This window comes from Sphingomonas sp. F9_3S_D5_B_2, from assembly GCF_054263715.1.
On the sequence record NZ_JBSZFB010000002.1, the window covers coordinates 376,786 to 403,067 of the forward strand.

Sequence of the window (26,282 nt, forward strand, 5' to 3'; positions counted from 1 at the left end):
GAATGTTACGCAACTGGGCTCCCAACGCGCGCAAACGGCTGCGGTGCCTAAAGTTTCGCCGTTGCATCGAATTGACGCAGGTTAAAAAAGCACTGCAGTTCGGCACCAACTCATTGCAGGGGCGTTATCACCCGCCATGCACAAGATGTTCACTCGCGTAGCGACGATGATCTCGACTGCGGCTGGTCAGCCGATGAGTTTCGTCCTCGCCGTCTTGATCATTTTGGTGTGGGCCGTGACGGGGCCTTTCTTCCATTACTCTGACACGTGGCAGCTTGTCGTGAATACGGGCACGACGGTCGTCACCTTCTTGATGGTGTTCCTGATTCAGAACAGCCAGAACCGTGATGGCGCGGCCATGCAGGCAAAGCTCGACGAGTTGCTTCGCGCCGTCGACAAGGCCCGTGAGCAATTCATCGGCATCGAGCATCTCACCGACCGGCAGATCGAGCTAATCCGGACCGCGCTGGAGCGGAACGCGAAGAACCTGCAGGGCAAGCAGCAGACAGCGGACGATTCGGTCGACCGGCTGCTGAAGCGCCTCAGCGACTAGGAAGCACTAGACCGGCTACTGCGGCTTCCGGGCCTGCGCGCCGCGATGATGCCAGGCAAGAACGGCCGCCGCTCCACGGTATGGACGCCAGCGTTCCGCGATTTCGCGAACCGCTTTCTCGCTCGGCTTTTCGCCGAGGCCAAACAGCCGTCCGATCTCGATCTGCACGGCGAGGTCGCCCGCGGGCCAGATGTCGGCTCGTCCTTCCGCGAACAGCAGGTAGATTTCCGCCGACCACCGGCCGATGCCCTTGATTCGGCTGAGCAGCGCGATCGCTTCCTCGTCATCCGGGGGCAGATTGTCGAGAACCAGCTCGCCCGAGAGGACCAGTTCGGCAAGGCTGCGGATGTAACCCGCTTTCTGCCGCGACATCCCGGCTGCGCGCATCTCTTCGTCTGTCGCGGCAAGGAGCCGGGCCAGGTCGGGCGGAGTGCCGAACGCCGCTTCGAGCTTCGCCCACATCGACCGCGCCGCCGCGACACTGACCTGCTGGCCGACGATGGTCCGGAGGAGGGTTTGCGGTCCCGGTTCGCTCGATCGCGGCTCGGGAACGCCAAATTTTTCGACGACCCTGGCGAAGGGGGGCTCGCGCTCGGCGAGCGCCGCGATCGCAGCGCCGATGCTCTCGCGCGTCCGGACCATCAGCGCGCCGTCGCTGCGTAGAGCGCGACGGCGGCGGCGTTGGACACGTTCAAGCTTTCGATGGCGTCGGTGATCGGCAGGCGTGCCAGTGCGTCGCAATGCTCGCGGCTATTGTGCCGGAGGCCAGCGCCTTCCGCGCCAAGCACAAGCGCAACCCGCTCAGGCCCGAGCGCGTCCTTCAGGTCGGACTCGGCGTCACCCGCAAGGCCGATGCGCCAGAAGCGTGCTTCGGCGATCTCCTCCAGCGCCCGGGCCAGATTGACGACGCGAACCCACGGCACCCGCTCAAGCGCGCCAGACGCGGCCTTCGCGATGACTCCGCTTTCGGGTGGGGAGTGACGATCCTGGGTGACGATGCCGAGCGCGCCGAAGGCAGCGGCGGAACGCAGGATGGCACCGATGTTGTGCGGATCGGTGACCTGATCGAGGACAAGGAGGACGGCGCGCTCGGGCGGCTCCGTGAGCAGTTCGTCCAGCCACGCATCCTCAAGCGGCTCGACTTCGATGACGACACCCTGGTGCGGAGCGTCGGCGGGAACGAAGCGGCCGAGATCCGGCGCCTCCGCGATTGTAACTGCGACATCCGCCGGGAATTGCATGAACGTCATGGCTTCGCGCGTCGCCCACGCGCGCAACACCTTGCGATCGGGATTGTCGAGCGCGGCGGCGACCGCATGCTTGCCCCAGAAGCGCGGCCGATTCGCCGTTCCGTGGCCCTGATGCGATTTCTTCCGCCGGCCCACGATCAGGACTCCAGCGGCACTTCGCTGCCCATCAGCGCCGGGAAGAAGCCTTCATGCGCCTTGCGAAGGTCCGCAAGCGGCACTTCGCACAGCGATCGCTCCCGGTTGGAGTCGAGTGCAACCGAGTCCCCGCCCGTCCAGCCGATGAAGCAGCATCCGACACCGCTTTCGCTCGCGAGCTTCTCGATGAGGTGCTGGTCGTACGGTTCCGTGACCACGAAGCGGGACTGGGTCTCGCCGAACATCGACCAGGCGTGCTGGATTTTCTCGCGGTCGACCCTGTCTTCGAAGGTCTCGACAACGAGGCGAGCGCCCACGTTGCCGGCGAGCGCCATCTCGGCAACGGCCACCAGAATGCCGCCGTCAGCGACGTCGTGAACGGCGGTGACCAGCCCTTCCGCGATGAGCCGCCGGACGAATTCGCCGTTGCGGCGCTCGGCGGCAAGGTTGACTCGCGGCGGCGGCCCGGCGCGGCGGCCGTGAATTACGTCGAGCCATAGCGACTGGCCCATCTCCGGCGCGCCACGAGCGTCGGCGCCGATGAGAAGGATGCGTTCTGCCGCAGCCTTGAAGGCGGTGGTCGCGCTGTTCTGCCAGTCATCGAGCAGCCCGACGCCGCCGATGGCGGGCGTCGGCAGGATCGCGCTGCCGCCGCCGGTTGCCTTGCTCTCGTTGTAGAGGCTGACGTTGCCGCTCACGATCGGGAAGTCGAGTGCGCGGCACGCATCGCCCATGCCGCGGAGGCACTCGACGAACTGTGCCATGATCTCGGGCCGCTGTGGATTGCCAAAGTTGAGGCAGTTGGTGACGGCGAGCGGCTTCGCGCCAACGGCGCAGAGATTTCGGTAAGCCTCAGCGATTGCCTGCTTCCCGCCCTCATAGGGGTCGGCGTAGCAGTAGCGGGGCGTGACGTCGGTGGTCATCGCCAGCGCCTTGTCCGCCCCGTGGACGCGGACGACTGCCGCGTCGCCGCCGGGACGCTGGACCGTGTCGCCGCCGACCTGGGTGTCATATTGTTCCCAGACCCAGCGGCGGCTGGCGAGGTTCGGCGAGGCCATCAGCTTCAGAAGGTCGCCGGCGATGTCCTTGCCTTCGGGGACGTCCTTGAGCGGTTTGACGCCGGCCCAGGCCTTGTACTGCTCGAGGCTAAGATGGGGGCGATCGTAAAGCGGAGCTTCGTCGGCGAGGGGATCGAGCGGGATGTCGCACACGACCTCGCCGTTGAATTCGAGCACCATGTGCCCCGTGTCGGTGACCTCGCCGATGACGGCGAAGTCGAGCTCCCATTTGTGGAAGATCGCCTCGGCCTCGGCTTCGCGGCCGGGTTTGAGGACGATCAGCATGCGCTCCTGGCTTTCGGAGAGCATCATTTCATAGGGCGTCATGCCTGCTTCGCGGCACGGCACCTTGTTCATGTCGAGGCGGATGCCGGCGCCGCCCTTGCTTGCCATTTCCACGGAGGAGGAGGTGAGGCCGGCCGCACCCATGTCCTGAATGGCGACGATCGCGTCGGTAGCCATCAATTCGAGGCACGCCTCGATCAGCAGTTTCTCCGTGAACGGATCACCGACCTGCACCGTCGGGCGCTTCTCGTCGCTCTTCTCGTCGAAGTCGGCGCTGGCCATGGTCGCGCCGTGGATGCCGTCACGGCCCGTCTTCGACCCGACGTAGACGATCGGATTGCCGATACCCGTCGCCGCCGAGTAGAAAATCTTGTCGCTCTTGGCCACGCCCACGGTCATGGCGTTGACCAGGATGTTCCCGTCGTAGGCCGGGTCGAAGTTCACCTCGCCGCCCACCGTCGGCACGCCGACGCAATTGCCGTAACCGCCGATGCCGTGAACCACGCCGCTGATCAGATGGCGCATCTTCGGGTGCTCGGGATTGCCGAAGCGCAGCGCATTCAGGTTTGCCACCGGCCGGGCGCCCATGGTGAACACGTCGCGAAGGATGCCGCCCACCCCGGTAGCCGCGCCCTGATAGGGCTCGATGTAGGACGGGTGGTTGTGGCTCTCCATCTTGAAGATCGCCGCGTCGCCATCGCCGATGTCGATGACGCCCGCATTCTCGCCCGGCCCGCAGATGACCCACGGCGCCTCCGTCGGAAGCTTCTTCAGGTGCACGCGCGAGCTCTTGTAGCTGCAATGCTCGGACCACATGACGGAGAAGATGCCGAGCTCGACGAGGTTGGGCTCGCGGCCGAGCGCCTTCAGGATGCGGTCGTATTCGTCGGGGCTGAGGCCGTGTTCGGCAACGATCTCGGGAGTGATCATGGCGGCTCCCTAACCGCGCCAGCCGCGCAAGCCTAGCCGTCGCCGCGGACGAAGCGCTCGCCTGACAGGATGAACGTGTTGGGGCGCCCGTTCACGAAGTCCGCGAACTCGGCACGCTCCGGCGACCAGGGTTCCCCGCCGACGCGCCAAAGATTGCCGGAGATCAGCGTCAGCGGAGTCTCGGTGCCGAGCCAGAGCCGGCCGTCGCGCTGCACGACCTTCAGTGTCCCCCACCAGGGGCTGTCGTTCACATAGCTGCCCGTGAGAGGCGCGAGCGCCGCTTCCGCTGGCGGAGAAGCGTGAGGAAAACCGGCGTGGGCGAAGCTGGCCGCGCCCCAGCTGGCGCCGGCGATTGCAGGCCCCCGTCGGTCGAACATCAGGGTGAAGGGATGGAAGTCCGGGTGCGTCGTCCGGAACAGCTCGCCACCCCAGGGCTGCAAGTCGGCCGACCTGCCGTTTGCGACGATGGTCAGCGGCGATCCCCGGCGCACCTCGAATCCGCCCGTCGGCCCCGTGTAGCTGCCGACGTAGCTGGTCGCGTTGGCGAGGCGCGTCGTGAGCGACGGAGCCCGTGGAACAGGTCGACCGGCGGTTACCGCCGTGAGCGTGTCCACCGCGAATTGGGTGAGCAGTCGCGGCCGGTATTCGGCGAATGCGCTGATGTTCGAGCAGGCAAAGGCGCCGGCGCCGCTGACAACGTCAAGGTGGAACGAAGAGGAAAAGCTGACCATTCCGCCGGTGTGGTGGAGGTATTTCCGGCCGCCGCTCGCCACGTGCATCAAGCCGTTGCCGTAGGTGGTCGCCGGAGTGTCCGTCGACACCGCGTGCTGCGCGAAGGCCATGCCTGCGGCGGGCGGGAGTCCAAGTCCGCCGCGGCCGTTCGCGACCTCCCCAAGCGACCGCATGAAACGTATCATGTCGATGGCCGTGGCGCCGACGCTGATCGCCCCTGAAGTAACGTCGACCCAGGGAGCTGGAACGAGCGGCGTTCCGATCGCGAACGGGGTCATCGGATCGGCGGCCTGGTAACCTTGGGCGTAGAGCGCCTTGTCGGCAGCCAAGATCGCCCCGCGGCTGCGGCTCATCCCTGCGGGGGCAAAGATCCGCTTCTCGAACAGGCGTGCCAGCGGCTCGCCTCCGATCTGCTCGGCGAGCATGCCGAGGATGTCATAACCCGTGTTCGAATAATGCCAGTGACTGCCCGGAGCGAAGCCCGTCCACAGCCCGCCCGGCGGCGAGACCGGCGCGTCGGCCGGGAGGCCGCTGACATGGTCCAGCAGGTCCTGCACGGTCACGAGGTTGCCGGGAGGCAGGGGAATGGATGGCAGCAGGGCGCTGATCCGGTCGGTGAGCCGGAAACGACCCTCTGCAGCCAGTTGGTGTAGCACCGCGCCGGTCATTACTTTCGTGATCGACCCGACCTGGAACAGCGTCTCGGGGCCAATCAGCCGTGGCGGGCTGCGGTCTGCGAATCCGAAGTTGAGGACGGTGGAGAGCCCGTACGGCGTCGTCAGGCCGAGCGTCATTCCGGGAAGCCCGAAATGCGCGAGGTGCTGGCCGCCGTACGCGCGGATCGCCTCGATGGCGCCGGACAGGTTCTTGGAAGCCTGCGCGAAAGCAGGGCGCGAGACCAGCGGCGCGACCAGGCCGCTCATCGTCGCTGCGCCGAATTGGCGGCGGGAAAGCATCATTGCGTTGCTTCCGCGGCCCGGGCGAGTGCCGGGCCGCGGAGTGTGATCCAACCGGGGCTCAGGCCTTACAGGACTGCGCGGAATGGCCCGGGACTGCGATGGTGGCGGTCGCCGCATTAGCATTTCCGGTCAGCGAGTAGCCGCCGGCGCCGGTCATTTCCTTGCCGGTTTCCGGTGCAGTGACCTGGGTCGGCGTGCCGCCCTGCTCGGTGCGGATGTTCGCCGACTTGTTGTCCGACAGGTAGTCGACATAGATGACCTTGTTGTCGGCACAGCGGTAGATCTTGGAGGCCACGATCGACGGCGGCAGGGCCACGTCGGTGTTGACGGCGACGTTCGACTGATCGCCGTTGGCGTCCTTGTTGGGGTCGATGGTTTGCGGCTTGCAGCCGGCTAGCGCCGCGGCTGCCAATGCGCAGAGTGCGAGTGGGGTGCGAGTCATATATCGCGCCCATTGCTGGCGCTGGGGCACGCGTCAAGGGCGGCGCTTGCATCTTGGCGCATGGGGCCATAGCTTTCCGCCGCAATGCCTTACCAGCCCGGCAGCAGCGCGCAGCGAATCCGCATCGGGCTGACCGGCCTGGCGTTCGCGTTCATCCTTGTCCTGCTTGGCTCAACGGTTAGCCGGTGGAGCCGCGAAGAAGGCGCCAACGGCGTCCAGCAGGCGACCTCGAACGACACAAGCGAGCCGCTGGCCGAACTCGGCGTGGCTCCGGGCGCGACCAACTCCGACGCAGTCAACAACACCGCCGCCGCGAAGAAATGAGCCGCGCGCGGCGGCGCGCCCTGCTCGTCGCCGCGATGATCGTCGCGGCAGCGCTCGCCATGGCAGCCTGGCTTCACTCTCGCGCCGAGCCGATGCCTGCAAGGCCGCGCGGCTCCCGACCGACCTTACTTCTGCTGACGAGCCTGCCGCTGGTGTTCAGCGAGGACTTTTCGTTGGCCGGTAGCGGTTCCCCGGCCTTAAAGGCGCTCAAGAGCCGCTACGACGTCGTCCTGATCAGCGTCAGCTCTCCCGAAGAGCTGCGCCGCGGCAAGCTGCTGCTGATGGTTCAGCCCCGGGCGCAACCTGCCGAAGACCTGGTTGCACTGGATGCGTGGGTCCGCGCAGGCGGCCGTGTGCTCCTGCTTGCCGACCCCATGCTCGAGTGGCCGAGCCGGCGGCCGCTCGGCGACCCGCTGCGACCGCCGATCATGTTCCCCGATACCGGGCTGCTCGGCCACTGGGGACTGCGCCTCGACGCACCGGACGAGCGCGGCCCTGAGGAACGCAACATCGCGGGCTACCGCGTCATCATGGTGTCGCCGGGAGTGTTGGGGGGAGAGTGCGAGATCTCGTCGCGGGCGGTCGTGGCCGAATGCCGTCCGGGTGCTGGGCGCGCCATCATCGTCGCCGACGCGGACTTCCTCGATGTCGGGCACTCGGAGTTGGACGGCGGACATAACCTGGACGGATTGCTTGCGGAGCTTGCGCGACTGGAGCGCAAGTGATTCTCTCCTGCACGTTGAAGTCACAGACTTATCCACAGCCCTGGAGGTGCGCTGCAGGCCGATCGTGAGCCCATGAGGGGGAGGCAAGAACCCCCGGATTTCCGCCATTCTCCAACATTTCCCATCATATCCCACGAAATCCCATTGTATCCCATAAGCTGTTGAGTTACCAACATTGGCTGTAGCGCGGGGGCCGACCCTTTGATTCGAACCCTGACGCGGACGGTGCGTGACGACGTGCCTCCGCGAACGGTGGTCTGCGCGCGAACGGGGAGTGCACGTGGCGCTAGAGCATCTGTTTCAGGGCAGCGCGCTGAACGCGGTCGATGCAAAGGGCCGCGTCTCCATTCCCGCATTCCTTCGCACCGTCATCGAGCGCCGCGGCGATGCCCGCACGATCGTCCTTGCCAAGCACGAGTCCTTCCCCTGCCTCAGCGCCTATGACCCCGCCTACGCGGCGCTGAAGCACGTCAAGCTCGAGCGCCTGCTCGAGAAGGAAGAGACGAACCCCGACGCGCAGCTGGAATATCAGCAGCGCAACCTCATGGCCTTCGCCGCCACCGAAGAAGTCCCGTACGACAGCTCGGGGCGGATCCTGTTTCCGCCGATGATGCGCCGGAAGGGCCAGATCGGCGAGCTCGCCCTGTTCCTGGGAACGGGCGAGACCTTCCAGGTCTGGAACCCGCAGCTTCTGCTCGACGACGCTCGCATTCCCGACGACCTCAAGGACATCGCCAAATTCCGCCTCGAAGAGCGAGGCGTTTCATGACCAGCACCGTCACAAATGAGCACCCGCATGTGCCGGTGCTGGTCAACGAAGTGATCGCCGCGCTCACGCTCGACGACGGCGCGACAGCGGTCGATGGCACATTCGGAGCGGGCGGCTACACGCGCGCCATGCTTCGGGCGGGGGCGGGACGAGTGATCGCCTTCGATCGCGACCCCGATGCGATCGAGGAAGGCCGGTCGCTCGTCCCGGATCCGCGCCTGACCCTGGTCAACAATCGCTTCAGCCAGATGGAGCGCGTCCTCGCCGATCACGGCGTGGGGACCGTCGACGCCATCGCTCTCGATATCGGCGTGAGCTCCATGCAGCTCGACCGCGCCGATCGCGGCTTCTCCTTCTCCAACGACGGTCCGCTGGACATGCGCATGGAGCGCGCCGGCCAGAGCGCTGCCGAATTCCTCAACGAGGCCGACGAGGGCGAGATCGCCCGCGTGCTTCGCGAATATGGCGAGGAGCCCCGCGCACGCTCCATCGCTCGCGCCATCGTTGCCGCTCGCCCTGTCGAGCGTACCGGCGAGCTTGCCGCGATCGTTCGCCGTGCGGCCGGCTTTCGCCCCGGCCAGAAAAGCGATCCGGCGACCCGCACCTTTCAGGCCATCCGCATCCACCTCAACGCCGAACTCGAAGAGCTCGAGCAGGGGCTGGAGGCCGCGGAACGGGCGCTCAAGCCCGGCGGACGGCTCGCCGTCGTCACCTTTCACAGTCTCGAGGACCGGATCGTGAAGCGCTTCTTCCGCGAACGTAGCGGGGGAACGCCGGCCGGCTCGCGCCACCGTCCTGTGCTTGCCGATCCGAACGAACCCACGTTCGAACGGGTCGCCAAGCCGGTTTCCCCGACGGAGCGCGAGCTGGCCGCCAATCCCCGGTCCCGCTCGGCGCGTCTGCGCAGTGCAATTCGTACGTCAGCCCCAGCCTGGAAAGGAGGCCTTCAATGAGCGCGCGAAGCTTCCGCTCTGTATTCATGGTTGCAAGCTGCGCGGGCGCCGCGCTCGGCTGCTACCTCGTGTCCCTCCGCGTAGCGTCCGAACGCTCGCAGCTCGAAAGCGTCGAGACGAAGATCGTGCTCGCCCAGCGCAACCTGCGCGTGCTGCAAACCGAGATCGGCACCCGCGGCCGCCTGGCCCAGCTCGAGCGCTGGAACGTGAAGGTTCTGGCGTTGTCCGCTCCTGCGGCACAGCAGTTCGTCAACGGCGGCTACGAGCTCGCCAAGCTCACCCGCACGCAGCCAAAGGTTGATTTCGAAGGTCCGGTCGTGCTGGCTTCCGCGCCAGCGCCACAGCGCTCTCCGACGCAGATCGGGCAGGAGTCGCGTGACGACTCCGGTGCAACGACCGCTACGGCACCGACGCAGGAATCGGTTGGCCCGCGCGCACTGCTCCACATCGCAAGCCTGAAGACTGAGACGCGCGAGGTTCCGGCGCAAGCGGCAGCGGTGGTTCGTCCCCCCGCTGCCAAGAAGTCCATGGAAAAACCGGTTGCGGCGGCAAAACCGGTTCCGAAGAAATCCGTGGATAAGCCGGACCTCGCGGCCGCCAAACCGGTGACAAAGACACCCCGGCTTGCGAGAAACGACCCGCTTGCACCGCTCCCGGGCAAGCTCGCCAAGAAAACTGCCAAGGACACCGGCTCCGCCCGATGAACGCACCGTCGCCCGCTCTCGTCGCAGCCCGGCCCGAGCGGCTCCGATTGGTCGGGCAACGGCGCCAGTTTCTCGCGGTCATGCACCAGCGGCTGATGTTCGGGCTGCTGGTGTACGCCGGCATCGTCGCCATCATCGCCTTGAGGATCATGTGGCTGGCCGCTTTCGGTGACCACGCGGGCCGCAAGGAAGGCCTGCTCGCACTGATCCCGGAGCGCGGCGACATCGTCGATCGCGACGGTGAGCCGCTTGCCCGGACGATCGACGCGTGGACCATTGCCGTGCACCCGTCGAAAGTGATCGGGGACAAGCTGGCGCTGGCGCGATCGCTGGCGCGTCTGATGCCGGAGCATAGCGAAGAGCAGTATTTCGACCTTCTGCGCTCCAACAAGCCGTTCTTCTACCTGCGCCGCCGCGCCTCTCCGGCACTGGTCGAGGCGGTCAATGCGCTTGGCGAGCCTGGCCTGGCGATCGACCGCGAAGCGGACCGACTCTATCCGCAGACCAGCCTTGCCGCGCACGTGCTCGGCTACACCGACATCGACGGGCACGGCGCCGCAGGCATCGAGCGGGCCTTCGACAAATATCTGTCGGATCCTGCGACCCGCGGTCAGCCGCTCGCACTGTCCATCTCCAGCCGAGTCCAGCAGGCGCTCGAGCATGAGTTGCTGGAGGCGAAGACCCACTTCTCGGCGATCGGCGCTGCGGGCGTCGTGATGGACGTTCACACCGGCGAAGTGCTCGCCATGACGTCGCTGCCGGCGATGAACCCCAACGTCCCCGGCCAGGGAACGCCGGACCAGATGTTCAACCGGGCGACGCTGGGCGTGTTCGAGCTGGGCTCGACCTTCAAGCCGTTCACACTGGCAATGGCCATGGACTCCGGCGTGGTCACCGGGCCTGGGCAAATCTACAACTGCCCGCAGGTGCTGCCGGCCTACGGTCACCTCGTTCATGACACCCATCCGTTCGGCCGCCGCTGCTCCGTCGCCGAAATCATGATGGAAAGCTCGAACATCGGCATGGCCCAGATGGCCGACCATCTCGGCACGGCGCGGCAGAAAGCCTGGCTCAAGAAAATGGGTTTCCTCGACAAGGCGGAGATCGAACTCAGGGAACGCGGCCGGCCGCTCACCCCAGGCGTTCGCTGGGGTCCGTTTGAAACCATGACCATCGGCTTCGGCCAGGGCATCGCCGTTGCTCCACTGCAGCTGGCGATGGGTTACGCGACCCTGTTCGACGGCGGCATCTATCATCCGCCGACTATCCTGAAGGTCGGTCCCGGCCATCCGCTGCCTGCTGGCCGCCGCGTGTTCACTGCCGACACCAGCTATCGCATGCGCTCGCTGCTTCGACTGGTGGTCATGAAGGGCACCGGCAAGAAGGCCGACGCGCCAGGCTATCGCGTCGGCGGCAAGACCGGCACCGCGCAGAAGCTGATCAACGGCCACTACAGCCAGACCATCAACATCACGAGCTTCGCCGGTGTGTTCCCGATGGACGACCCGCGCTATGTGATCGTCGTCATGCTCGACGAACCGAAGGCGACTCCGGAGACCTATGGCTTCACGACGGCCGGGTGGAACGTTGCGCCGGTCGTCAGCAAGACCGTCAGCCGGATTGCTCCGATGCTGGGTGTGACGCCCGACATGAAGCGGGAGCCGAACATGGGCGAGGTGCTGCCCTTCGTCGAGGGTGCGAACCAAGACGCGAAGAAGGACTGACCGCCTTGAAGTTGCGCGACATCGCCGCGGTCGATAGCGATTCTGAAGTGACCGGCTTCGCGATCGACCATCGCAAGGTCGCGGCAGGAAGCATCTTCGGCGCGTTCAGGGGCGCGGTCTCAAACGGCGAGGATTTCATCGGCCAAGCGGTCGATCGGGGGGCGGTCGCCGTCGTCGCCCGCGATAGCGCGCAGGTTGAGCGTGTGCCGCACCTTGCCGATCCGGAGCCGCGGCGCCTGTTCGCGGAGCTTGCTGCCCAATTTTACGCTCCATACCCGGAGACGGTCGTTGCCGTGACAGGCACGAACGGAAAGACTTCGATCGTCGAGATGACCCGCCAGATCTGGCGGATGTCGGGTTATCGCTCGGCATCCATCGGCACGCTTGGGGTGACGACGTCCGACGACCAGGTGAAGACCGGACTGACGACGCCCGACATTGTCACCTTCCTCAACAACATGGCCGGCCTGAAGCGCATGGGCATCAGCCATGTCGCCTACGAGGCTTCGTCGCACGGCCTCGACCAGCATCGCGCGGAGGGGGTGCCGCTGGCGGCAGCGGCCTTCACCAACTTCAGTCGCGACCACCTCGATTATCACGAGACGATGGAGGCCTACTTCGAGGCCAAGATGCGGCTGTTCGACGCGGTGCTTCCGGCGGGCGCGCCCGCGGTCGTGTGGACGGACGATCCGAAGTCCGGCGAAGTCATCGACCGGGCAACGGCGCGCGGCCATCGCCTGCTGACGGTCGGCCGGGCTGGGAACGCCATACGGCTCATCGAACAGACTCCCACGTCTCTCGGACAGACCCTCATTCTTGAGCATGCCGGCAAGTGCGAGCGTCTCGCCCTGCCGCTGATCGGTGCTTACCAGGCATCGAACGTACTGACTGCGGCCGGGCTGGTCCTCGCAACGGGCGGCGAGTGGGCGTCCACCTTCTCTGCGATGCAGCGGGTTGCGCCGGTGCGCGGGCGCCTCGAGCGCGCGGTGATCAGCCGAGGCGGAGCGCCGGTCTATATCGACTACGCCCACACTCCGGACGCGCTGGAAGCCGCGATCGCTGCGCTCCGCCCCCACGTCGAGGCGCGCCTGATTACCGTGTTCGGCGCCGGCGGCGACCGCGACCAAGGCAAGCGGCCGGCGATGGGGGCCGTCGCGGCGCGCCTCTCCGATGTCGCGATCGTCACCGACGACAATCCCCGTAGCGAAGACCCGCGGCGTATTCGCGCCGACATTCTCGCCGGCGCTCCCGATGCCAGGGAAGTGCCGGGCCGCCGCGAAGCGATCGCCGAAGCCATCCGCATCGCTCACGCCGGCGACATAATCCTGGTTGCCGGCAAGGGGCACGAGACCGGACAGGTCATCGGCGACCGCGTGCTTCCGTTCGATGACGCGCTGGTGGCCAGGGAGTGCGCCGCGTGAGCGCGTTGTGGACCGCATACGAGATCGCGCGGGTCACCGGCGGCGTTGCGAACGACCTGTTCGAAGTCAGCGGCGTGACCTTCGACAGCCGTGAAGTGCAGCCCGGCGACCTGTTCGTGGCGATGCCCGGGACTGCCCATGACGGCCACCAGTTCGTCGAGGGTGCACTGGCAGCGGGCGCGGCCGGAGCGCTCGTTTCCCAGCATATCCACGGCCCGCACGTCCTTGTCGACGACACCTTCGCCGCGCTTCAGGCGATGGGCCGCGCAGCCCGCGAGCGGTCCGCAGCGAAAGTGATCGGCGTCACCGGATCGGTGGGGAAGACCAGCACCAAGGAAGCGCTGTTCGCCGCGCTCGATCGCTGCCGCCCAGGCAAGGTCCATCGTTCGGAGAAGAGCTACAACAACCACACCGGCGTGCCGCTCAGCCTCGCGCGCATGCCCAGGGACACCGAGTTCGCGATCCTGGAAATGGGCATGAACAATGCCGGGGAGATTGCCGCGCTCACCCAGCAGGTGCGGCCGCACGTCACCGTCATCACCGCGATCGCGCCGGCGCACATCGAGAACCTCGGCTCGGAAGAAGCCATCGCGGATGCCAAGGCGGAAATCTTCCAGGGGCTTGAGCCGGAGGGCGTTGCAATCGTCCCGAACGATACGCCTCAGCGCGACCGCCTCGTGAAAGCAGCCCGGAAGAGAGCTGCTCGCATCATCACGTTCGGCAGCGGCGATGCCGACATTCACGCCGTCCACGCGGTCACCGCTGACGGCGGTGGTAGCCTGATCAGTGCCGCTTTGCTGGAGCGGGAACTCACCTTCACGATCTCGCAGCCGGGCGACCACTGGGTCTCCAACGCGCTCGCCGTCCTCGGCGCTGTCGAAGTGGTGGGCATGGACGTTGCAGTTGCCGGCCTCGCGCTCGCAGACATGGGCGGGCTCAAGGGCCGCGGCCAGCGTCATCTGCTGTGCCTCGATGGCGGCGAAGTGCTGCTCATCGACGAAAGCTACAACGCTAATCCGGCGTCGATGATGGCAACGCTCAAGAGCCTCGGGCAGGAGCGGGAGGTATCGCGCCGGATCGCCGTGCTCGGACCGATGCGGGAGCTTGGCGAACATAGTGAAGCCCTGCACGAGGGGCTGGCTCCGGCTGTTCTCGGAGCGACGGTCGACCAAGCGATCCTGATCGGCGACGAGATGGCGCCGCTGGCGCGGGCGCTCGGCGCATCGACAGACGTGAAGACCGCCGAAAACGTCGACGATGCAGCGCAGACACTGCTTTCGCAGCTTCGTCCCGGCGATGCGGTGCTGGTCAAGGCGTCCAATTCCGTGGGGCTTGCCAAACTGGTGGAGCGTGTGGCGAAGGAGCTCGCATGCTCTACCTGATCGCCGATCAGCTCGGCTTCCCGGGCGTCCTCAACCTCATCCGCTACATCAGCTTCCGGGCCGGCGCGGCGAGCGCGACTGCGCTGCTGATCGGGCTTCTCCTTGGTCCCAGTTTCATCAGCTGGCTGCGCGTCCGGCAGGGCAAGGGGCAGCCGATCCGGGAGGACGGTCCGCAAACCCACCTTGCCAAGCGCGGCACGCCAACCATGGGCGGGCTGCTGATCCTGATTTCCGTGTCTGTTTCCGTTCTGCTGTGGATGGACCTTCGTAATCCCTACGTGTGGGCATGCCTTCTGGTCACGGCAGGGTTCGGGCTGATCGGCTTCCTCGACGACTACGACAAGGTGAAGAAGGCGCACCACGCGGGCCTCTCCGGCAAGACGCGCCTGGCCCTGGAGTTCCTGATCGCCGGCTTCGCAACCTGGCTGATCGTGCGGTCGACCGGCACCGCGCTCCACCTGCCGTTCGTGAAAGAGACCGTGGTCGATCTCGGCTGGTTCTACATCGTCTTCGGCGCGTTCGTGATTGTCGCATTCGGCAACGCTGTGAATCTCACCGACGGGCTCGACGGCCTGGCGACGATGCCGGTGATCATCGCCAGCCTCGCTTTCGTCCTGTTCGCCTATCTGGTCGGCAACGCGAAGTTCGCGGCCTATCTCGGAATTCCACACGTCGCGGGCGCCGGCGACCTGACCGTTCTGCTGCTGGCAATCATCGGGGCGGGACTCGCCTTTCTGTGGTTCAATGCGCCGCCCGCAGCGGTGTTCATGGGCGACACGGGGAGCCTGGCGCTCGGCGGTGCGCTCGGCGCCGTCGCCGTCGCGACGCACCACGAATTTGCGCTGGTCATCGTCGGCGGCATCTTCGTCGTCGAGGCGCTATCGGTCGTGATCCAGGTGCTGGTCTACAAGCGGACCGGCAAGCGCGTCTTCCTGATGGCGCCAATCCACCACCATTTCGAGCACCTCGGCTGGTCGGAGCCGACGGTAGTCATCCGGTTCTGGATCATCAGCTTCGTGCTCGCGCTGGCCGGCCTCGCGACGCTGAAGCTGCGGTGATCACGGCACGCGCTTTCGCCGGCAAGTATTACGCGGTTTACGGTTTGGCGCGATCCGGACTCGCTACGGCGAAGGCGCTGCTCGCGAGCGGCGCCCGAGTCACTGCGTGGGACGCGAAGGAGGAGGCGAGGGCCAGCGCTCCTGCCCGGACCACGATCGCAGATCTAGATGAAGCGGACCTGGCGCAATTCGATAGTCTGGTCGTGACGCCCGGCCTCCCGCTCAACCGCCACCCGATCGCGCAGCGCGCCCGCGAGGCCGGCGTCGAGATCATCGGTGACATCGAACTGTTCTCCCGCGCTCGGCCCGAGCTGCCGCTGCACAAGGTCGTCGGCATCACCGGCACCAACGGCAAGTCGACCACCACCGCACTCGTTCACCATATCCTCAAGACGGCCGGCATTCCGACGACCATGGGCGGCAACATCGGCCTGCCCATCCTTGCCCAGGACCCGCTTCCCGAGGGGGGCGTCTACGTCCTCGAGCTGTCGAGCTACCAGATCGACCTGACGCGAAGCCTCGACTGCGATGTCGCCGTGTTACTCAACATCACGCCGGACCATCTCGATAGGTACGACAGCTTCGACGCTTACGCAGCTTCGAAGGCGCGCTTGTTCCAAATGCAGTCCAATGGTTGGGCCGTAATCGCGACAGATTATCCGGAGACCACGAAAATTGCAGCGCAGCGATCGCAGGTCACACGTGCAACTGGGTTCGACTACACCAAGTGGCAGCGACAATGGCCAACGCTCCAAGGTCCTCACAATCGACAGAACGCGGCGACAGCAATCGCTGCGGCGAAGGAATTAGGCGTAGGCTGGCCTACGATTGAAGTCGCACTCCGCACCTATGGCGGCCTGCCGCACCGCATGGAGCGCGTCCGTGACCTGAACGGCGTCCTCTTCGTCAACGACAGCAAGGCGACGAACCCGACCGCGACCGCTCCCGCTCTCGCCGCGTTTGACCGCATCCGCTGGATCTGCGGCGGCCAGGCCAAGACCGACAATCTCGACGAATGCGCGCCTCATTTCCGGCACGTCCGCTCCGCCTACACGATCGGCGAGGCAGCGGACCTGTTCGAGCGGTTGTTAAGTCCTCACATCCCTGTGAAAAACTGTGGAAAACTGGACGAGGCGGTACGTCAGGCGGCTGCGGATTCCCAAGCCGGTGATACGGTGCTCCTGTCGCCGGCTTGCGCAAGCTTCGACCAGTTTCGCGACTTCGAGGACCGGGGGGATCAGTTCCGGGATCTAGTGGGGGCATTATGATCGGCAGCATCTCGGGAAAGATCAAAGCCAGGACGTCGTTCATGGACCCGGACCGCTACGGGCGGTCCGACACCTCGGCGATCGGCCGCTGGTTCTGGGAGATCGACAAGGTCCTGCTGCTGCTGATCACGGTCCTGATCGCGATCGGCCTCATCGCCGTTGCGGCAGCGTCTCCTGCGGCGGCGCACCGTTACTCGGGCGGAAACGTCCACTTCTCCGAACTCTATTACTTCTATCGCCAGATCGCGTGGATCGCTCTCGGCATCCCCGTGATGATCGGCATTTCGATGATGTCGCACGAACGCGCGCGGCGGATTTCCCTGTTCGGTGCCGCGGTGTTCTTCGTCCTGCTCGTCTTCGTCCCGATCTTCGGCCCCGAAGTGAACGGCGCCCGGCGCTGGATCAATTTCGGGCTCGGCCAGGTCCAGCCGTCGGAGTTCCTGAAGCCTTTCTTCGTCGTCGCGATGGCCTGGCTGTTGTCGCTTCGCGACAGTGACAAGTCGCTGCCCGTGTTTCCGCTTTCGGCGCTGTTGACGGGCGCGGTTGCCGTGCTGCTGATGAAGCAGCCGGACTTCGGAAGCACGATCATCTTCTGCTCGGTGTGGCTGGCGATGCTGGCGCTTGCCGGCGTCAACATGCGCATCCTCGTCGGGCTCGGCGTTGCCGGCCTCGGCGGCGTCATCCTGGCGTATTTCTTCTATGACGTGGCCACCCAGCGGATCGACGAATTCCTGTTCGGCACCGGCGACAACTTCCAGGTCCAGAACGCGATGCGGACGCTGACTGCGGGTGGGCTGTTTGGGATGGGACCGGGCGGCGGGACCCGCAAGTTCGGGCTGCCCGAACCGCACACCGACTACATCTTCTCGGTGATCGGGGAGGAATTCGGGCTGATCGCCTGCCTCGCCATCGCCTGCCTCTACCTCGGCATCGTCGCGCGCGTGCTGGTCAAGCTCCTCGATGAGGAGTCGAGCTTCTCGATCCTCGCAGCGGCCGGTCTCGCGATCCAGTTCGGCGTCCAGGCGCTCATCAACATGATGGTCAACGTCCAGCTTGCTCCGTCCAAGGGCATGACGCTGCCGTTCATCAGCTACGGCGGAAGCTCGATGCTGGCCCTGTCGATTGCGATGGGCTTGCTACTCGCCTTCACGCGCCGGAACCCGTATCTCACGCGCTCGCCTTATGTGGTGAAGTGGAGCGGGGAGTCGCTGACGGCATGAATTTCGTGCTCGCTGCCGGGGGAACCGGCGGTCACATGGTCCCCGCCCACGCCCTCGCCGCGGAGCTCAAGAGCCGCGGCCACGGCGTGATGCTGATCACCGACGATCGCGGCGCCCGCTTCCCCGGTCTGTTCAAGGACGTGCCGGTGCACATCCTCCCCGCCGGCCGTCTCGGCGGCGGCCCGATCGGCTGGCTGAAGGCGGCGCGGTCCGTTTCGCGCGGCCGGACTCAGGCCATGCGCCTGTACCGCAAGCACAAGCCGGACGCCGTCATCGGCTTCGGCGGGTATCCCGCATTTCCCGCGCTGCTGGCGGCGGACTCGCTGAACATCCCGACCGTGCTCCATGAGCAGAACGCAGTGCTCGGCCGGGTCAACCGGTTGCTGGCCAGCAAGGCTGCTGCGATCGCCACCGCTTACGACAAGGTCGAGCGGCTCAATCCGAAGAACGCCGGTAAGGCCGTCCTGGTCGGCAATCCGGTGCGCGAGAGCGTCGCAAAGCTTGGCGAAATGCCGTTTCCCACCGTCGACGATTTTGCACCGCTGAAGCTTCTCGTCACCGGCGGCAGCCAGGGCGCGAGCATTCTTGCGACGGTCGTGCCGCTCGGGCTGGGAATGCTCGAGCCGTCGCTTCGGCGGCGGCTCCAGGTCGTTCAACAATGCCGGCCGGACGACATCAGCGACGTCCGCAAGCGCTATGCCGAACTGGAAATCCCCGCCGAGCTGATGACCTATATCGAGGACATGCCGGAGAAGCTCGCCGACGCGCACCTCGTCATTGCCCGCGCCGGCGCCTCGACCATCGCCGAGCTCACCGCCGCAGGCCGGCCGGCGATCCTCATACCCTATCCTTCCGCGACGGACGACCACCAGACCGCCAACTCGCGCGAGATGACCGAGGCGGGCGGCGCGCGCACCATCCAGCAGGACGATTTCACGCCGGCAGTTCTCGCCCGCCAGGTTGGAGCGATGGCGATCGATCCGATGGCGCTGAACAATGCCGCCGCGCGTGCTCTCTCCGTCGGCCGTCCGCATGCTGCGCGCGACCTTGCAGACCTTGTCGAGCGGATTGGCGGCGGCGTCGCGCCGGTCCAGGTCGGTCCCGCAGTAAACCGCCGCGCGGCGGCGATCCGCGGCCGCAGCGTACCGGCATGATCTCGGGGCTCTTGCGTAGATGAAGGCGCTGGGCACCGACATCGGCACCATTCACTTCGTCGGCATTGGCGGCATCGGCATGTCCGGCATCGCCGAAGTGATGCACCAGCTCGGCTATCGCGTGCAGGGCTCGGACGTGTCCGAAGGCTATGTCGTCGAGAAGCTGCGCAAGCGCGGCATCCCGGTCAGCATCGGCCATTCCGCCGACAATCTCGGTGAAGCGGCTGTCGTCGTGTGCTCCTCGGCCATCAAGGACAGCAACCCGGAAGTCGCGGCCGCCGCCGAGCGCCGCCTTCCCCGGGTTCGCCGCGCCGAAATGCTCGCCGAGCTGATGCGGATGCAGAAGACGGTTGCGGTCGCGGGCACGCACGGCAAGACGACGACGACCTCGATGGTTGCCGCGCTGCTCGACAGCGGCGGCATGGACCCGACCGTCATCAACGGCGGGATCATCAACAGCTACGGGTCGAACGCCCGTCTCGGCAAGAGCGACTGGTGGGTGATCGAGGCGGACGAGAGCGACGGCAGCTTCCTGCGCCTCGACGGCACCATCGCGGTCGTCACCAACATCGATCCGGAGCATCTCGAGCATTACGGAACGTTCGAGCGGGTTAAGGACTCGTTCGTCGAGTTCATCGAGAACGTGCCCTTCTACGGCCTGGCGGTTTTGTGCGTCGATCACCCCGAGGTCCAGAACATCATCGGCCGTATCCGCGACCGCAGGATCGTAACCTACGGCTTCTCCGCACTCGCTGACGTGCGCGCGGACAACGTCACCCCGGTCTCCGGCGGGACTCGCTTCGACGTCATGATCCTCGACCGTGACGGGACCCGGCGGGCGATCGAAGGGGTGCAGATCCCCATCCCCGGCCGACACAACGTCCAGAATGCCCTGGCCGCAATTTCCGTCGCTTTGGAACTCGGTGTGGCGGACGACGCAATAGTTGCCGCATTCGAACGTTTCGATGGGGTGAAACGCCGCTTCACCAAGGTTGGCGAAGTCGACGGCGCCACCGTCATCGACGACTATGCCCACCACCCCACTGAAATCCGTGCCGTACTGTCTGCCGCTCGCGAGGGCGCGCAGGGCCGCGTGATCGCGGTCATGCAGCCGCACCGCTACTCGCGGCTTGAGGCACTGATGGAAGACTTCCAGAGCGCGTTCAACGACGCCGACATCGTGTTCGTCGCGCCAGTCTATGCGGCTGGCGAAGAGCCGATCCAGGGAGTCGATTCTGCCGCTCTCGTCGAAGGCCTGCGCGCCCGCGGTCACCGCATGGTGCGTGAAGTCGCCGATCTCGACGACCTCTGTCGCAACCTGCGTGACCTCGCTGCGGACGGGGACATGCTCATCTGCATGGGCGCCGGCGACATCACCCGCTGGGCCGCGGCGCTTGGCGACGGGATTTGCCAGGCAAGGGCAAACAAGTGAGCGCGGTAGCGACCGTTCCGGCGGTCCGCGGGCGACTGACGCCCGCCGCTCCGCTTGCTCCGCTCGTGTGGTTCAAGAGTGGCGGCAGGGCCGAATTGCTGTTCGAGCCGGCGGACGAAGCTGACCTCGTGAAGTTCATCGAGGAGCTCGATCCGGAAGTGCCGCTGATGGCGCTCGGTCTCGGCTCCAACCTCATCGTTCGCGATGGGGGAGTCCGCGGCGTGGTCGTCCGTCTCGGCAAGGCGTTCGCGAAAATCGAGAAGGTGGACGAGACCACTCTGCGCTGCGGCGGAGGTGCAAGCGGCATCCTGGTGTCATCCACCGCCCGCGATCACGGCATGGCGGGCATGGAATTCCTCCGAGGGATTCCCGGCACGGTTGGCGGCTTCGTCCGGATGAACGGCGGCGCTTACGGCCGTGAGGTGAAGGACATCCTGCTTTCCGCCCGGCTGGTCCTCCGTTCCGGCGAGCTGGTCGAGTGGCCGGTCGACAAGCTTGGCTACACCTATCGCCACAGTGAAGTGCCGGATGGCGCCGTGGTCATCGAGGCGACGTTCCGCGGCACTCCGGGCGATCCCGAAGCGATCGGCGCCGAGATGGACGCCATCGCCCGCGCCCGCGAGGAATCTCAGCCGCTCCGCAGCCGCACGGGCGGCTCGACCTTCAAGAATCCGCCCGGCCACAAGGCCTGGGCGCTGGTCGACGCCGCCGGCTGCCGCGGACTGACCATCGGCGGCGCGCAAGTCTCGGAAAAGCATTGCAACTTCCTCCTCAACCTCGGTAGCGCGACAAGCGCGGAGATCGAGGCGCTGGGCGAGGAAGTCCGCCGCCGCGTCGCCGCGAAAGCCAACATCAATCTTGAGTGGGAGATCCAGCGCGTGGGGGCCGAAGCGTGAGCGCAGCCAGTCGCGACATTCACGTCGTCGTCCTCATGGGCGGCTGGTCGAACGAGCGCGAAGTCTCGCTGACCAGCGGCGAGGGCGTCGCCAACGCCTTGCGTGAACGGGGCTGGTCGAACGTGACCGAGCTCGACATGGACCGCAACGTCGCCCAGCGGCTTGCGGAGCTGAAGCCGGACGTGGTTTTCAACGCGCTCCATGGCACGCCGGGGGAGGACGGCACCGTCCAGGGCATGATGGACCTGATGGGCCTCCGCTACACCCACAGCGGGGTCGAGACCTCGGTCATCGCAATCGACAAGGAGCTGACCAAGATGGTGCTGGTGCCACACGGCATCCGGATGCCCGCCGGCACGATCGTCGAGAGCGAAAGCATCTACAGCGCCGACCCCATCGCCCGGCCATACGTGCTGAAGCCGGTCAACGAGGGCTCGTCCGTCGGCGTCGCCATCGTCACCGATGAAAGCAACTACGGCAATCCGATCGGGCGGCAGGCGGCCGGTCCGTGGCAGGAGTTCGAAGAGCTTCTCGCCGAGCCGTTCATCAAGGGCCGCGAACTCACGGTGGCAGTGCTCGGCGACGAAGCGCTTGCGGTCACGGAGCTGAAGCCGAACGCCGGCTTCTATGACTATGCGGCGAAATACACCGACGGCATGACCGTCCATGTTTGCCCCGCGGAGGTCCCGGAGGACATTGCCGCGACGATGATGGACATGGCGGCCCGGTCGCACCGGCTGCTCGGCTGCGAGGGCGCCTCCCGCTCGGACTTCCGCTGGGATGACGAGCAAGGCGAGGCCGGCATCTATCTGCTCGAGGTCAACACGCAGCCCGGCATGACCCCCTTGAGCCTGGTCCCGGAGCAGGCGAAGCTGAGAGGCATCAGTTACGGCGAGTTGGTCGAGCGGCTGATCGAGGAGGCGCTTTCATGAGTGCGTCGCATGTCCGGCGCGGAGCTTCGGCACAGTCGAAGTCGCGCAAGAACAGCAAGCCCGCCGCCGCGAAGCCGTCGGGCAAGCGGACGAACAACAGGGGACGCGTCAACAAGATTGCAGGGCTCGCTCTTGCCGTGTTCATGCTGGCGATCGGAGTGGTCGTCCTGCTCGCGCTCGACGTCCCGGCGCGAGCGGAGCGGTCCGCTGGCGCAGCAATGGGCAACGCCGGATTCACCGTGAGCGGCTATCAGATCACCGGTCTCAAGCACATGGCGCGCGCGCCGATCGACGCCGTCGTCGCCGACGAGCTTCGCCAGGCGGCGGAAGCGGCCGGCACCGGCAGCGCACCGCAGACGCTGGTAAGCGTCGGCCGCCTCCGCGAGCGGCTGCTCCAGTTCGGCTGGGTCAAGGACGCCCGAGTGTCGCGGCGGTTGCCCGACACGCTCGTGATCGACATCGTCGAGCGGAACCCTGCGGCGCTGTGGCAGGACCGCGGCCGCCTTGCGCTGGTCGATGCGAACGGGGTCGTTCTTGACCGCGTGCCGGTCGACAAGATGCCGGACCTGCCTTTGCTGATCGGCCCTGGCGCGAACGGTGAGGCGGTGGAGCTCGGCCGATTGATGGCGGCGGTGCCGACGTTAAAGCCGCAGCTCGCTTCGGCGACCTGGGTCGGGGGGCGCAGGTGGGACCTCAACTTCCAGACGGGTGAAACCGTCGCCCTGCCGGAGGGTGAGGACGCCGCGCGCGTCGCGCTGACGAAGTTCGCCAAGCTCGACAAGTCCACTGGGCTGCTGGGCCGCGGGATCCTGCGCTTCGACCTTCGCCTCGCCGGCAAGATGATCGTCCGTCTGCCGCGCGGCGCGGGGGAGTCCATCACGGGCGAAAGGCCGCAGGAGAGTTAGTGGCGCAGACGGCCGACCAACCGCTGATTGCCGCGCTCGACATCGGCTCGTCCAAGGTCAGCGCGCTGATTGCGTCGCGTGGCCAGGACGGCCGGCTGACGGTTCTCGGAACCGGGCAGCGGGAAAGCCGCGGCGTGAAGCGCGGCTACATCACCGACATGACGGCAAGCGAGTTCGCCGTCCGTGAAGCGGTCGAGCTTGCCGAGCGCATGTCGGGGCTGACCGTCGAAGAGGTCTGGGCAAGCTACGGGGCCGGCGGGATCGTCAGCGACGTAGCGAATGTGGAGGTCGAACTCGGCGGGCATCAGATCGAGCAGGCAGATATCGACGAGCTGCTGAGCGCCGGGCGCAATGCCATCGACCGTAATGGACAGGTCGTGCTTCACGCCCATCCTGCGCTCTACACGATCGACCGCGCCCAGGGCGTGCAGCAGCCGATCGGTCTCTTCGCGAACCGGCTCGGCGTGGACATCCACGTCATCGCCGCCGACCCTTCGCCGCTGCGCAACATCGACACGGTGATCCGCTCCGCGCACCTCGGTGTGAAGGCCATTGTCGCCTCGCCCATCGCGGCGGCGTTGGCGTGCCTGAGCGACGAGGAGCGCGAGCTCGGCGTTGCGCTGGTCGAGCTCGGTGCGGACGTCACAAATGTATCGGTGCACTTCGGAGGAATGCTGGTCGGTCTGGGTTCGATCCCCCTGGGCGCCCACGACATCACGAACGACATCGCCGGTGCCTTCGCGGTGCAGCGACGCGACGCCGAGCGCCTGAAGTGCTTCTACGGCTCGGCCATGACCAGCCCGCGCGACAACCATGAGATGATCGAGGCGACGCAGATCGGTGCCGATCCCGCCGCCGAGCCGATGAAGATCACCCGTGCTCAGCTCATGATGGTCATCCGCCAGCGGGTGGAGGAGCTGACCAACCAGGTTGAGGCAATGCTGAAGGGGCTCGGTTTCACCGGACCGGTCGGTCGCCAGGTCGTGCTGACCGGCGGCGGAGCGGAGCTCAAGAACATCGCGGACTATATGCAAGGCGTGCTGGGCCGTGCCGTCCGCATCGGCCGGCCGAAGCAGATCGCCGGCCTTCCCGACGCGCATAGCGGACCGGCGTTCGCGACCTTGGTCGGCCTCGCTCTACTGGCCGGCTCCGGCGGCGGCGACATTCGCGATATCGCTATCCCGACGGGCCCGAAGAAGGCTGCGAACGGGATGGTCGGGCGCCTGATCTCGGCAATGAAGGGCGGCTTCTGAGCCCGTCCGGGCAGCGGGGCGCTTCAGCCCTGCTGGTGCCGCTGCTGGGCGCTGCGGTTTTTCTCAACTACGTCGACCGGGGAGCGATCGGGATTGCGGCTCCGCTGATGAAGTCGCAGCTGGGCCTGACGGCGACCCAGTTCGGGCTGATCGCCTCTGCGTTCTTCTGGGTCTACGCGCCGGTGCAGCTCGCGGTCGGCTGGCTGGTCGATCGTTTCTCCGTCTATCGGCTGATGGCTGCCGGCCTTCTGCTGTGGGCCGCCGCCACCCTGGGAATGGGCTTCGCAGCGGGCTTCGTTTCCCTGCTTCTCTTGCGCATCATTCTCGGCATTGGTGAGACCATCGCGTTCCCGGGTGGCAGCAAGATCATCGCGCGCCACGTGCCGGCCGAGCGGCGCGGGATGGCCAATGCGGCGATGGCTCTCGGAATTGCGCTTGGACCGGCTGCGGGGACATTCGCGGGCGGACTGATCCTCGCTTCCTTTGGGTGGCGAGCGATTTTCTTCGCTTTCGGGGTGGTCACGCTTTTGTGGCTGCTGCCGTGGCAGCGGACCACGCGCGGCATGGAGACGCCCGAGACCGCCGCCGAGCCCCGCGTTCCGCTCCGCGAGCTGACGCGGCATTGGTCGCTCTGGGCGATGTCGATCGCCCATTTCGCGAGCAATTACGTCTTCTACTTCGTGCTCACCTGGCTGCCACTGTTCCTGACCAAAACGCGCGGGCTCTCGGTGCGCGAAATGACCTATCTTGCGACACTTGGCTACCTCGCCCAAGCGGCCGCGGTGTTCCTGTTCGGCTGGTTCTCGGACCGCTGGACGGGATCGGGCAGAGCGGAAGCGACGATCCGGCGCGGGATGCTCATCAGTGGGCAGGTGGCAGCCGCGGCAGCCGTGTTCGGACTCGCCTCCGCGCACTCACCGGCGCTCATCGGAGCACTGCTGTGTGTTGCGGGCGTGGCAACTGCGGCTTTGTCGCTCAACATCTATGCGGTCGGCCAGATGTTCGCCGGCCCCCGCGCCGCAGGAACCTGGATCGGCTTTCAGAACGCGCTCGGAAACGTATCCGGAATTGTCGGACCGATCATCACCGGCTGGATCGTTGATCGCGCCGGCTTCTCGGCCGCGTTCATGGTCACGGCCGCCGTTACCGTCGCCGGCGCGATCTGGTGGCTGGTTGCGGTGCCGCGGATCAGGCCGGTCGATCTCCGCTGACCGGCGCACGCGCCGCCTTCCGGAAGAGCGCGGCGGCTCCGACGAAGAGCATTGCGAAGACACTTGTTCCCGCGAACTCGACGGTGACATGCACGCCCGGCTCTTCAGGCCTGTCGATCATCGCAGCAGCGAACGCGGCCATCAGTCCGCCTGCAGTCACCAGCATCGCGAGCGCCATTCCGTGGGCGCGGAATCGCGCCGCGGCTGCGGACACCAGGCCGATCAGGAGAGCGAGGAAGAAGAACTGGTTTGCCGGATTGTGCTCGTTCCCGACAATGCCCACGGCGAGATTCGCCCAGACGACCAGGAAAGTCGCCGCAAGGCCCAGCACTGCACCGCCGCGATACGCCCAACTGCCGCTTGCCCGGACGGCTAGTTCCACGCCGGCGCCAACGGTGCCGAGCATGACACCGAAGACGATGAAGTCGCCCAGCGTCCAGTTCACGTCCGTGTGGAATTGCATCGCCACAAAAGGCAGCGCGAGAAGTGCGACTGCGCCTCCCCAGCCGATAATCCGCCACGGGAATCTTCGTCCTTGAGCCTCGCCAGCGTTGCTTGCCATGTCGTGCCTCCATGCATCATTGAGGCGCTACCCTGCGCCACATGG

25 protein-coding genes are annotated in these 26,282 nt (G+C 66.3%); 19 read left to right on the forward strand and 6 right to left on the reverse strand.

The features are described from left to right. Positions 1–136 precede the first annotated feature (136 nt). A complete protein-coding gene (locus tag ACUXST_RS07790) occupies positions 137–553 on the forward strand; it encodes a low affinity iron permease family protein (RefSeq protein WP_458389402.1) in 417 nt (138 codons plus the stop codon). Between the two features lie 15 nt (positions 554–568). Here ACUXST_RS07790 and ACUXST_RS07795 read toward each other — a convergent pair whose 3' ends face one another. Genes ACUXST_RS07795 through ACUXST_RS07815 form a run of 5 tightly spaced genes read right to left on the reverse strand, consistent with a single transcriptional unit; the run spans position 569 to position 6,344 of the window. Continuing rightward, on the reverse strand, positions 569–1,195 hold the full coding sequence (locus tag ACUXST_RS07795) for a DNA-3-methyladenine glycosylase family protein (protein WP_458389403.1): 627 nt from the start codon (positions 1,193–1,195) through the stop codon (positions 569–571). After that, positions 1,195–1,938: a 23S rRNA (guanosine(2251)-2'-O)-methyltransferase RlmB gene (gene rlmB / locus ACUXST_RS07800; RefSeq protein ID WP_458389404.1), complete on the reverse strand. Its 744-nt coding sequence runs from the start codon at positions 1,936–1,938 to the stop codon at positions 1,195–1,197. Before rlmB ends, ACUXST_RS07795 begins: the two co-directional genes overlap by 1 nt. Before the next feature lie 2 nt (positions 1,939–1,940). After that, on the reverse strand, positions 1,941–4,211 hold the full coding sequence (purL, locus tag ACUXST_RS07805; RefSeq protein ID WP_458389405.1) for a phosphoribosylformylglycinamidine synthase subunit PurL: 2,271 nt from the start codon (positions 4,209–4,211) through the stop codon (positions 1,941–1,943). Between the two features lie 32 nt (positions 4,212–4,243). After that, positions 4,244–5,902 (reverse strand): serine hydrolase domain-containing protein, encoded by a 1,659-nt coding sequence (locus tag ACUXST_RS07810; RefSeq protein ID WP_458389406.1) that lies wholly within the window; start codon positions 5,900–5,902, stop codon positions 4,244–4,246. A 58-nt stretch (positions 5,903–5,960) separates the two neighbouring features. Further along, positions 5,961–6,344, reverse strand: coding sequence for a hypothetical protein (locus ACUXST_RS07815; RefSeq protein WP_458389407.1), 384 nt, complete (start codon positions 6,342–6,344; stop codon positions 5,961–5,963). Between the two features lie 84 nt (positions 6,345–6,428). Between ACUXST_RS07815 and ACUXST_RS07820 the strand changes: the two genes are divergently transcribed. From ACUXST_RS07820 to ACUXST_RS07905, 18 genes are all read left to right on the forward strand, one after another. Then, positions 6,429–6,668, forward strand: coding sequence for a hypothetical protein (locus ACUXST_RS07820; RefSeq protein WP_458389408.1), 240 nt, complete (start codon positions 6,429–6,431; stop codon positions 6,666–6,668). Next, a complete protein-coding gene (locus ACUXST_RS07825; protein WP_458389409.1) occupies positions 6,665–7,393 on the forward strand; it encodes a hypothetical protein in 729 nt (242 codons plus the stop codon). The genes ACUXST_RS07820 and ACUXST_RS07825 overlap by 4 nt, the downstream gene beginning before the upstream one ends. 280 nt (positions 7,394–7,673) lie before the next feature. Then, the gene (locus ACUXST_RS07830) at positions 7,674–8,162 is read left to right on the forward strand and encodes a division/cell wall cluster transcriptional repressor MraZ (RefSeq protein WP_458389410.1); all 489 of its coding nucleotides are present in this window, start codon (positions 7,674–7,676) and stop codon (positions 8,160–8,162) included. Next, positions 8,159–9,115 (forward strand): 16S rRNA (cytosine(1402)-N(4))-methyltransferase RsmH, encoded by a 957-nt coding sequence (gene rsmH / locus ACUXST_RS07835; RefSeq protein ID WP_458389411.1) that lies wholly within the window; start codon positions 8,159–8,161, stop codon positions 9,113–9,115. Before ACUXST_RS07830 ends, rsmH begins: the two co-directional genes overlap by 4 nt. Beyond that, positions 9,112–9,819, forward strand: a complete 708-nt coding sequence (locus ACUXST_RS07840) for a hypothetical protein (protein ID WP_458389412.1) — start codon at positions 9,112–9,114, stop codon at positions 9,817–9,819. Before rsmH ends, ACUXST_RS07840 begins: the two co-directional genes overlap by 4 nt. Beyond that, the gene (locus ACUXST_RS07845; protein ID WP_458389413.1) at positions 9,816–11,543 is read left to right on the forward strand and encodes a peptidoglycan D,D-transpeptidase FtsI family protein; all 1,728 of its coding nucleotides are present in this window, start codon (positions 9,816–9,818) and stop codon (positions 11,541–11,543) included. Before ACUXST_RS07840 ends, ACUXST_RS07845 begins: the two co-directional genes overlap by 4 nt. 5 nt (positions 11,544–11,548) lie before the next feature. After that, a complete protein-coding gene (locus tag ACUXST_RS07850) occupies positions 11,549–12,964 on the forward strand; it encodes a UDP-N-acetylmuramoyl-L-alanyl-D-glutamate--2,6-diaminopimelate ligase (protein WP_458389414.1) in 1,416 nt (471 codons plus the stop codon). After that, positions 12,961–14,346 (forward strand): UDP-N-acetylmuramoyl-tripeptide--D-alanyl-D-alanine ligase, encoded by a 1,386-nt coding sequence (locus ACUXST_RS07855; protein WP_458389415.1) that lies wholly within the window; start codon positions 12,961–12,963, stop codon positions 14,344–14,346. The genes ACUXST_RS07850 and ACUXST_RS07855 overlap by 4 nt, the downstream gene beginning before the upstream one ends. Further along, positions 14,334–15,404: a phospho-N-acetylmuramoyl-pentapeptide-transferase gene (gene mraY, locus ACUXST_RS07860; protein WP_458389416.1), complete on the forward strand. Its 1,071-nt coding sequence runs from the start codon at positions 14,334–14,336 to the stop codon at positions 15,402–15,404. Before ACUXST_RS07855 ends, mraY begins: the two co-directional genes overlap by 13 nt. Continuing rightward, on the forward strand, positions 15,401–16,672 hold the full coding sequence (murD, locus tag ACUXST_RS07865; protein WP_458389417.1) for a UDP-N-acetylmuramoyl-L-alanine--D-glutamate ligase: 1,272 nt from the start codon (positions 15,401–15,403) through the stop codon (positions 16,670–16,672). Before mraY ends, murD begins: the two co-directional genes overlap by 4 nt. Next, positions 16,669–17,892, forward strand: coding sequence for an FtsW/RodA/SpoVE family cell cycle protein (locus ACUXST_RS07870; RefSeq protein WP_458389418.1), 1,224 nt, complete (start codon positions 16,669–16,671; stop codon positions 17,890–17,892). The genes murD and ACUXST_RS07870 overlap by 4 nt, the downstream gene beginning before the upstream one ends. Then, entirely contained in the window at positions 17,889–19,046 is a 1,158-nt protein-coding gene (murG, locus tag ACUXST_RS07875) for an undecaprenyldiphospho-muramoylpentapeptide beta-N-acetylglucosaminyltransferase (RefSeq protein WP_458389419.1), read from the forward strand. The genes ACUXST_RS07870 and murG overlap by 4 nt, the downstream gene beginning before the upstream one ends. A gap of 19 nt (positions 19,047–19,065) precedes the next feature. Beyond that, a complete protein-coding gene (gene murC, locus ACUXST_RS07880; protein ID WP_458389420.1) occupies positions 19,066–20,478 on the forward strand; it encodes a UDP-N-acetylmuramate--L-alanine ligase in 1,413 nt (470 codons plus the stop codon). Next, positions 20,475–21,374: a UDP-N-acetylmuramate dehydrogenase gene (gene murB / locus ACUXST_RS07885; RefSeq protein WP_458389421.1), complete on the forward strand. Its 900-nt coding sequence runs from the start codon at positions 20,475–20,477 to the stop codon at positions 21,372–21,374. Before murC ends, murB begins: the two co-directional genes overlap by 4 nt. After that, on the forward strand, positions 21,371–22,306 hold the full coding sequence (locus ACUXST_RS07890) for a D-alanine--D-alanine ligase (RefSeq protein WP_458389422.1): 936 nt from the start codon (positions 21,371–21,373) through the stop codon (positions 22,304–22,306). The genes murB and ACUXST_RS07890 overlap by 4 nt, the downstream gene beginning before the upstream one ends. Next, the gene (locus tag ACUXST_RS07895) at positions 22,303–23,211 is read left to right on the forward strand and encodes a cell division protein FtsQ/DivIB (protein ID WP_458389423.1); all 909 of its coding nucleotides are present in this window, start codon (positions 22,303–22,305) and stop codon (positions 23,209–23,211) included. Before ACUXST_RS07890 ends, ACUXST_RS07895 begins: the two co-directional genes overlap by 4 nt. Continuing rightward, the gene (gene ftsA, locus ACUXST_RS07900) at positions 23,211–24,464 is read left to right on the forward strand and encodes a cell division protein FtsA (RefSeq protein ID WP_458389424.1); all 1,254 of its coding nucleotides are present in this window, start codon (positions 23,211–23,213) and stop codon (positions 24,462–24,464) included. Before ACUXST_RS07895 ends, ftsA begins: the two co-directional genes overlap by 1 nt. A gap of 35 nt (positions 24,465–24,499) precedes the next feature. Continuing rightward, positions 24,500–25,675: an MFS transporter gene (locus tag ACUXST_RS07905; RefSeq protein WP_458389425.1), complete on the forward strand. Its 1,176-nt coding sequence runs from the start codon at positions 24,500–24,502 to the stop codon at positions 25,673–25,675. Here ACUXST_RS07905 and ACUXST_RS07910 read toward each other — a convergent pair. Then, entirely contained in the window at positions 25,653–26,237 is a 585-nt protein-coding gene (locus ACUXST_RS07910) for a hypothetical protein (RefSeq protein ID WP_458389426.1), read from the reverse strand. The genes ACUXST_RS07905 and ACUXST_RS07910 overlap by 23 nt on opposite strands. Positions 26,238–26,282 lie beyond the last annotated feature (45 nt).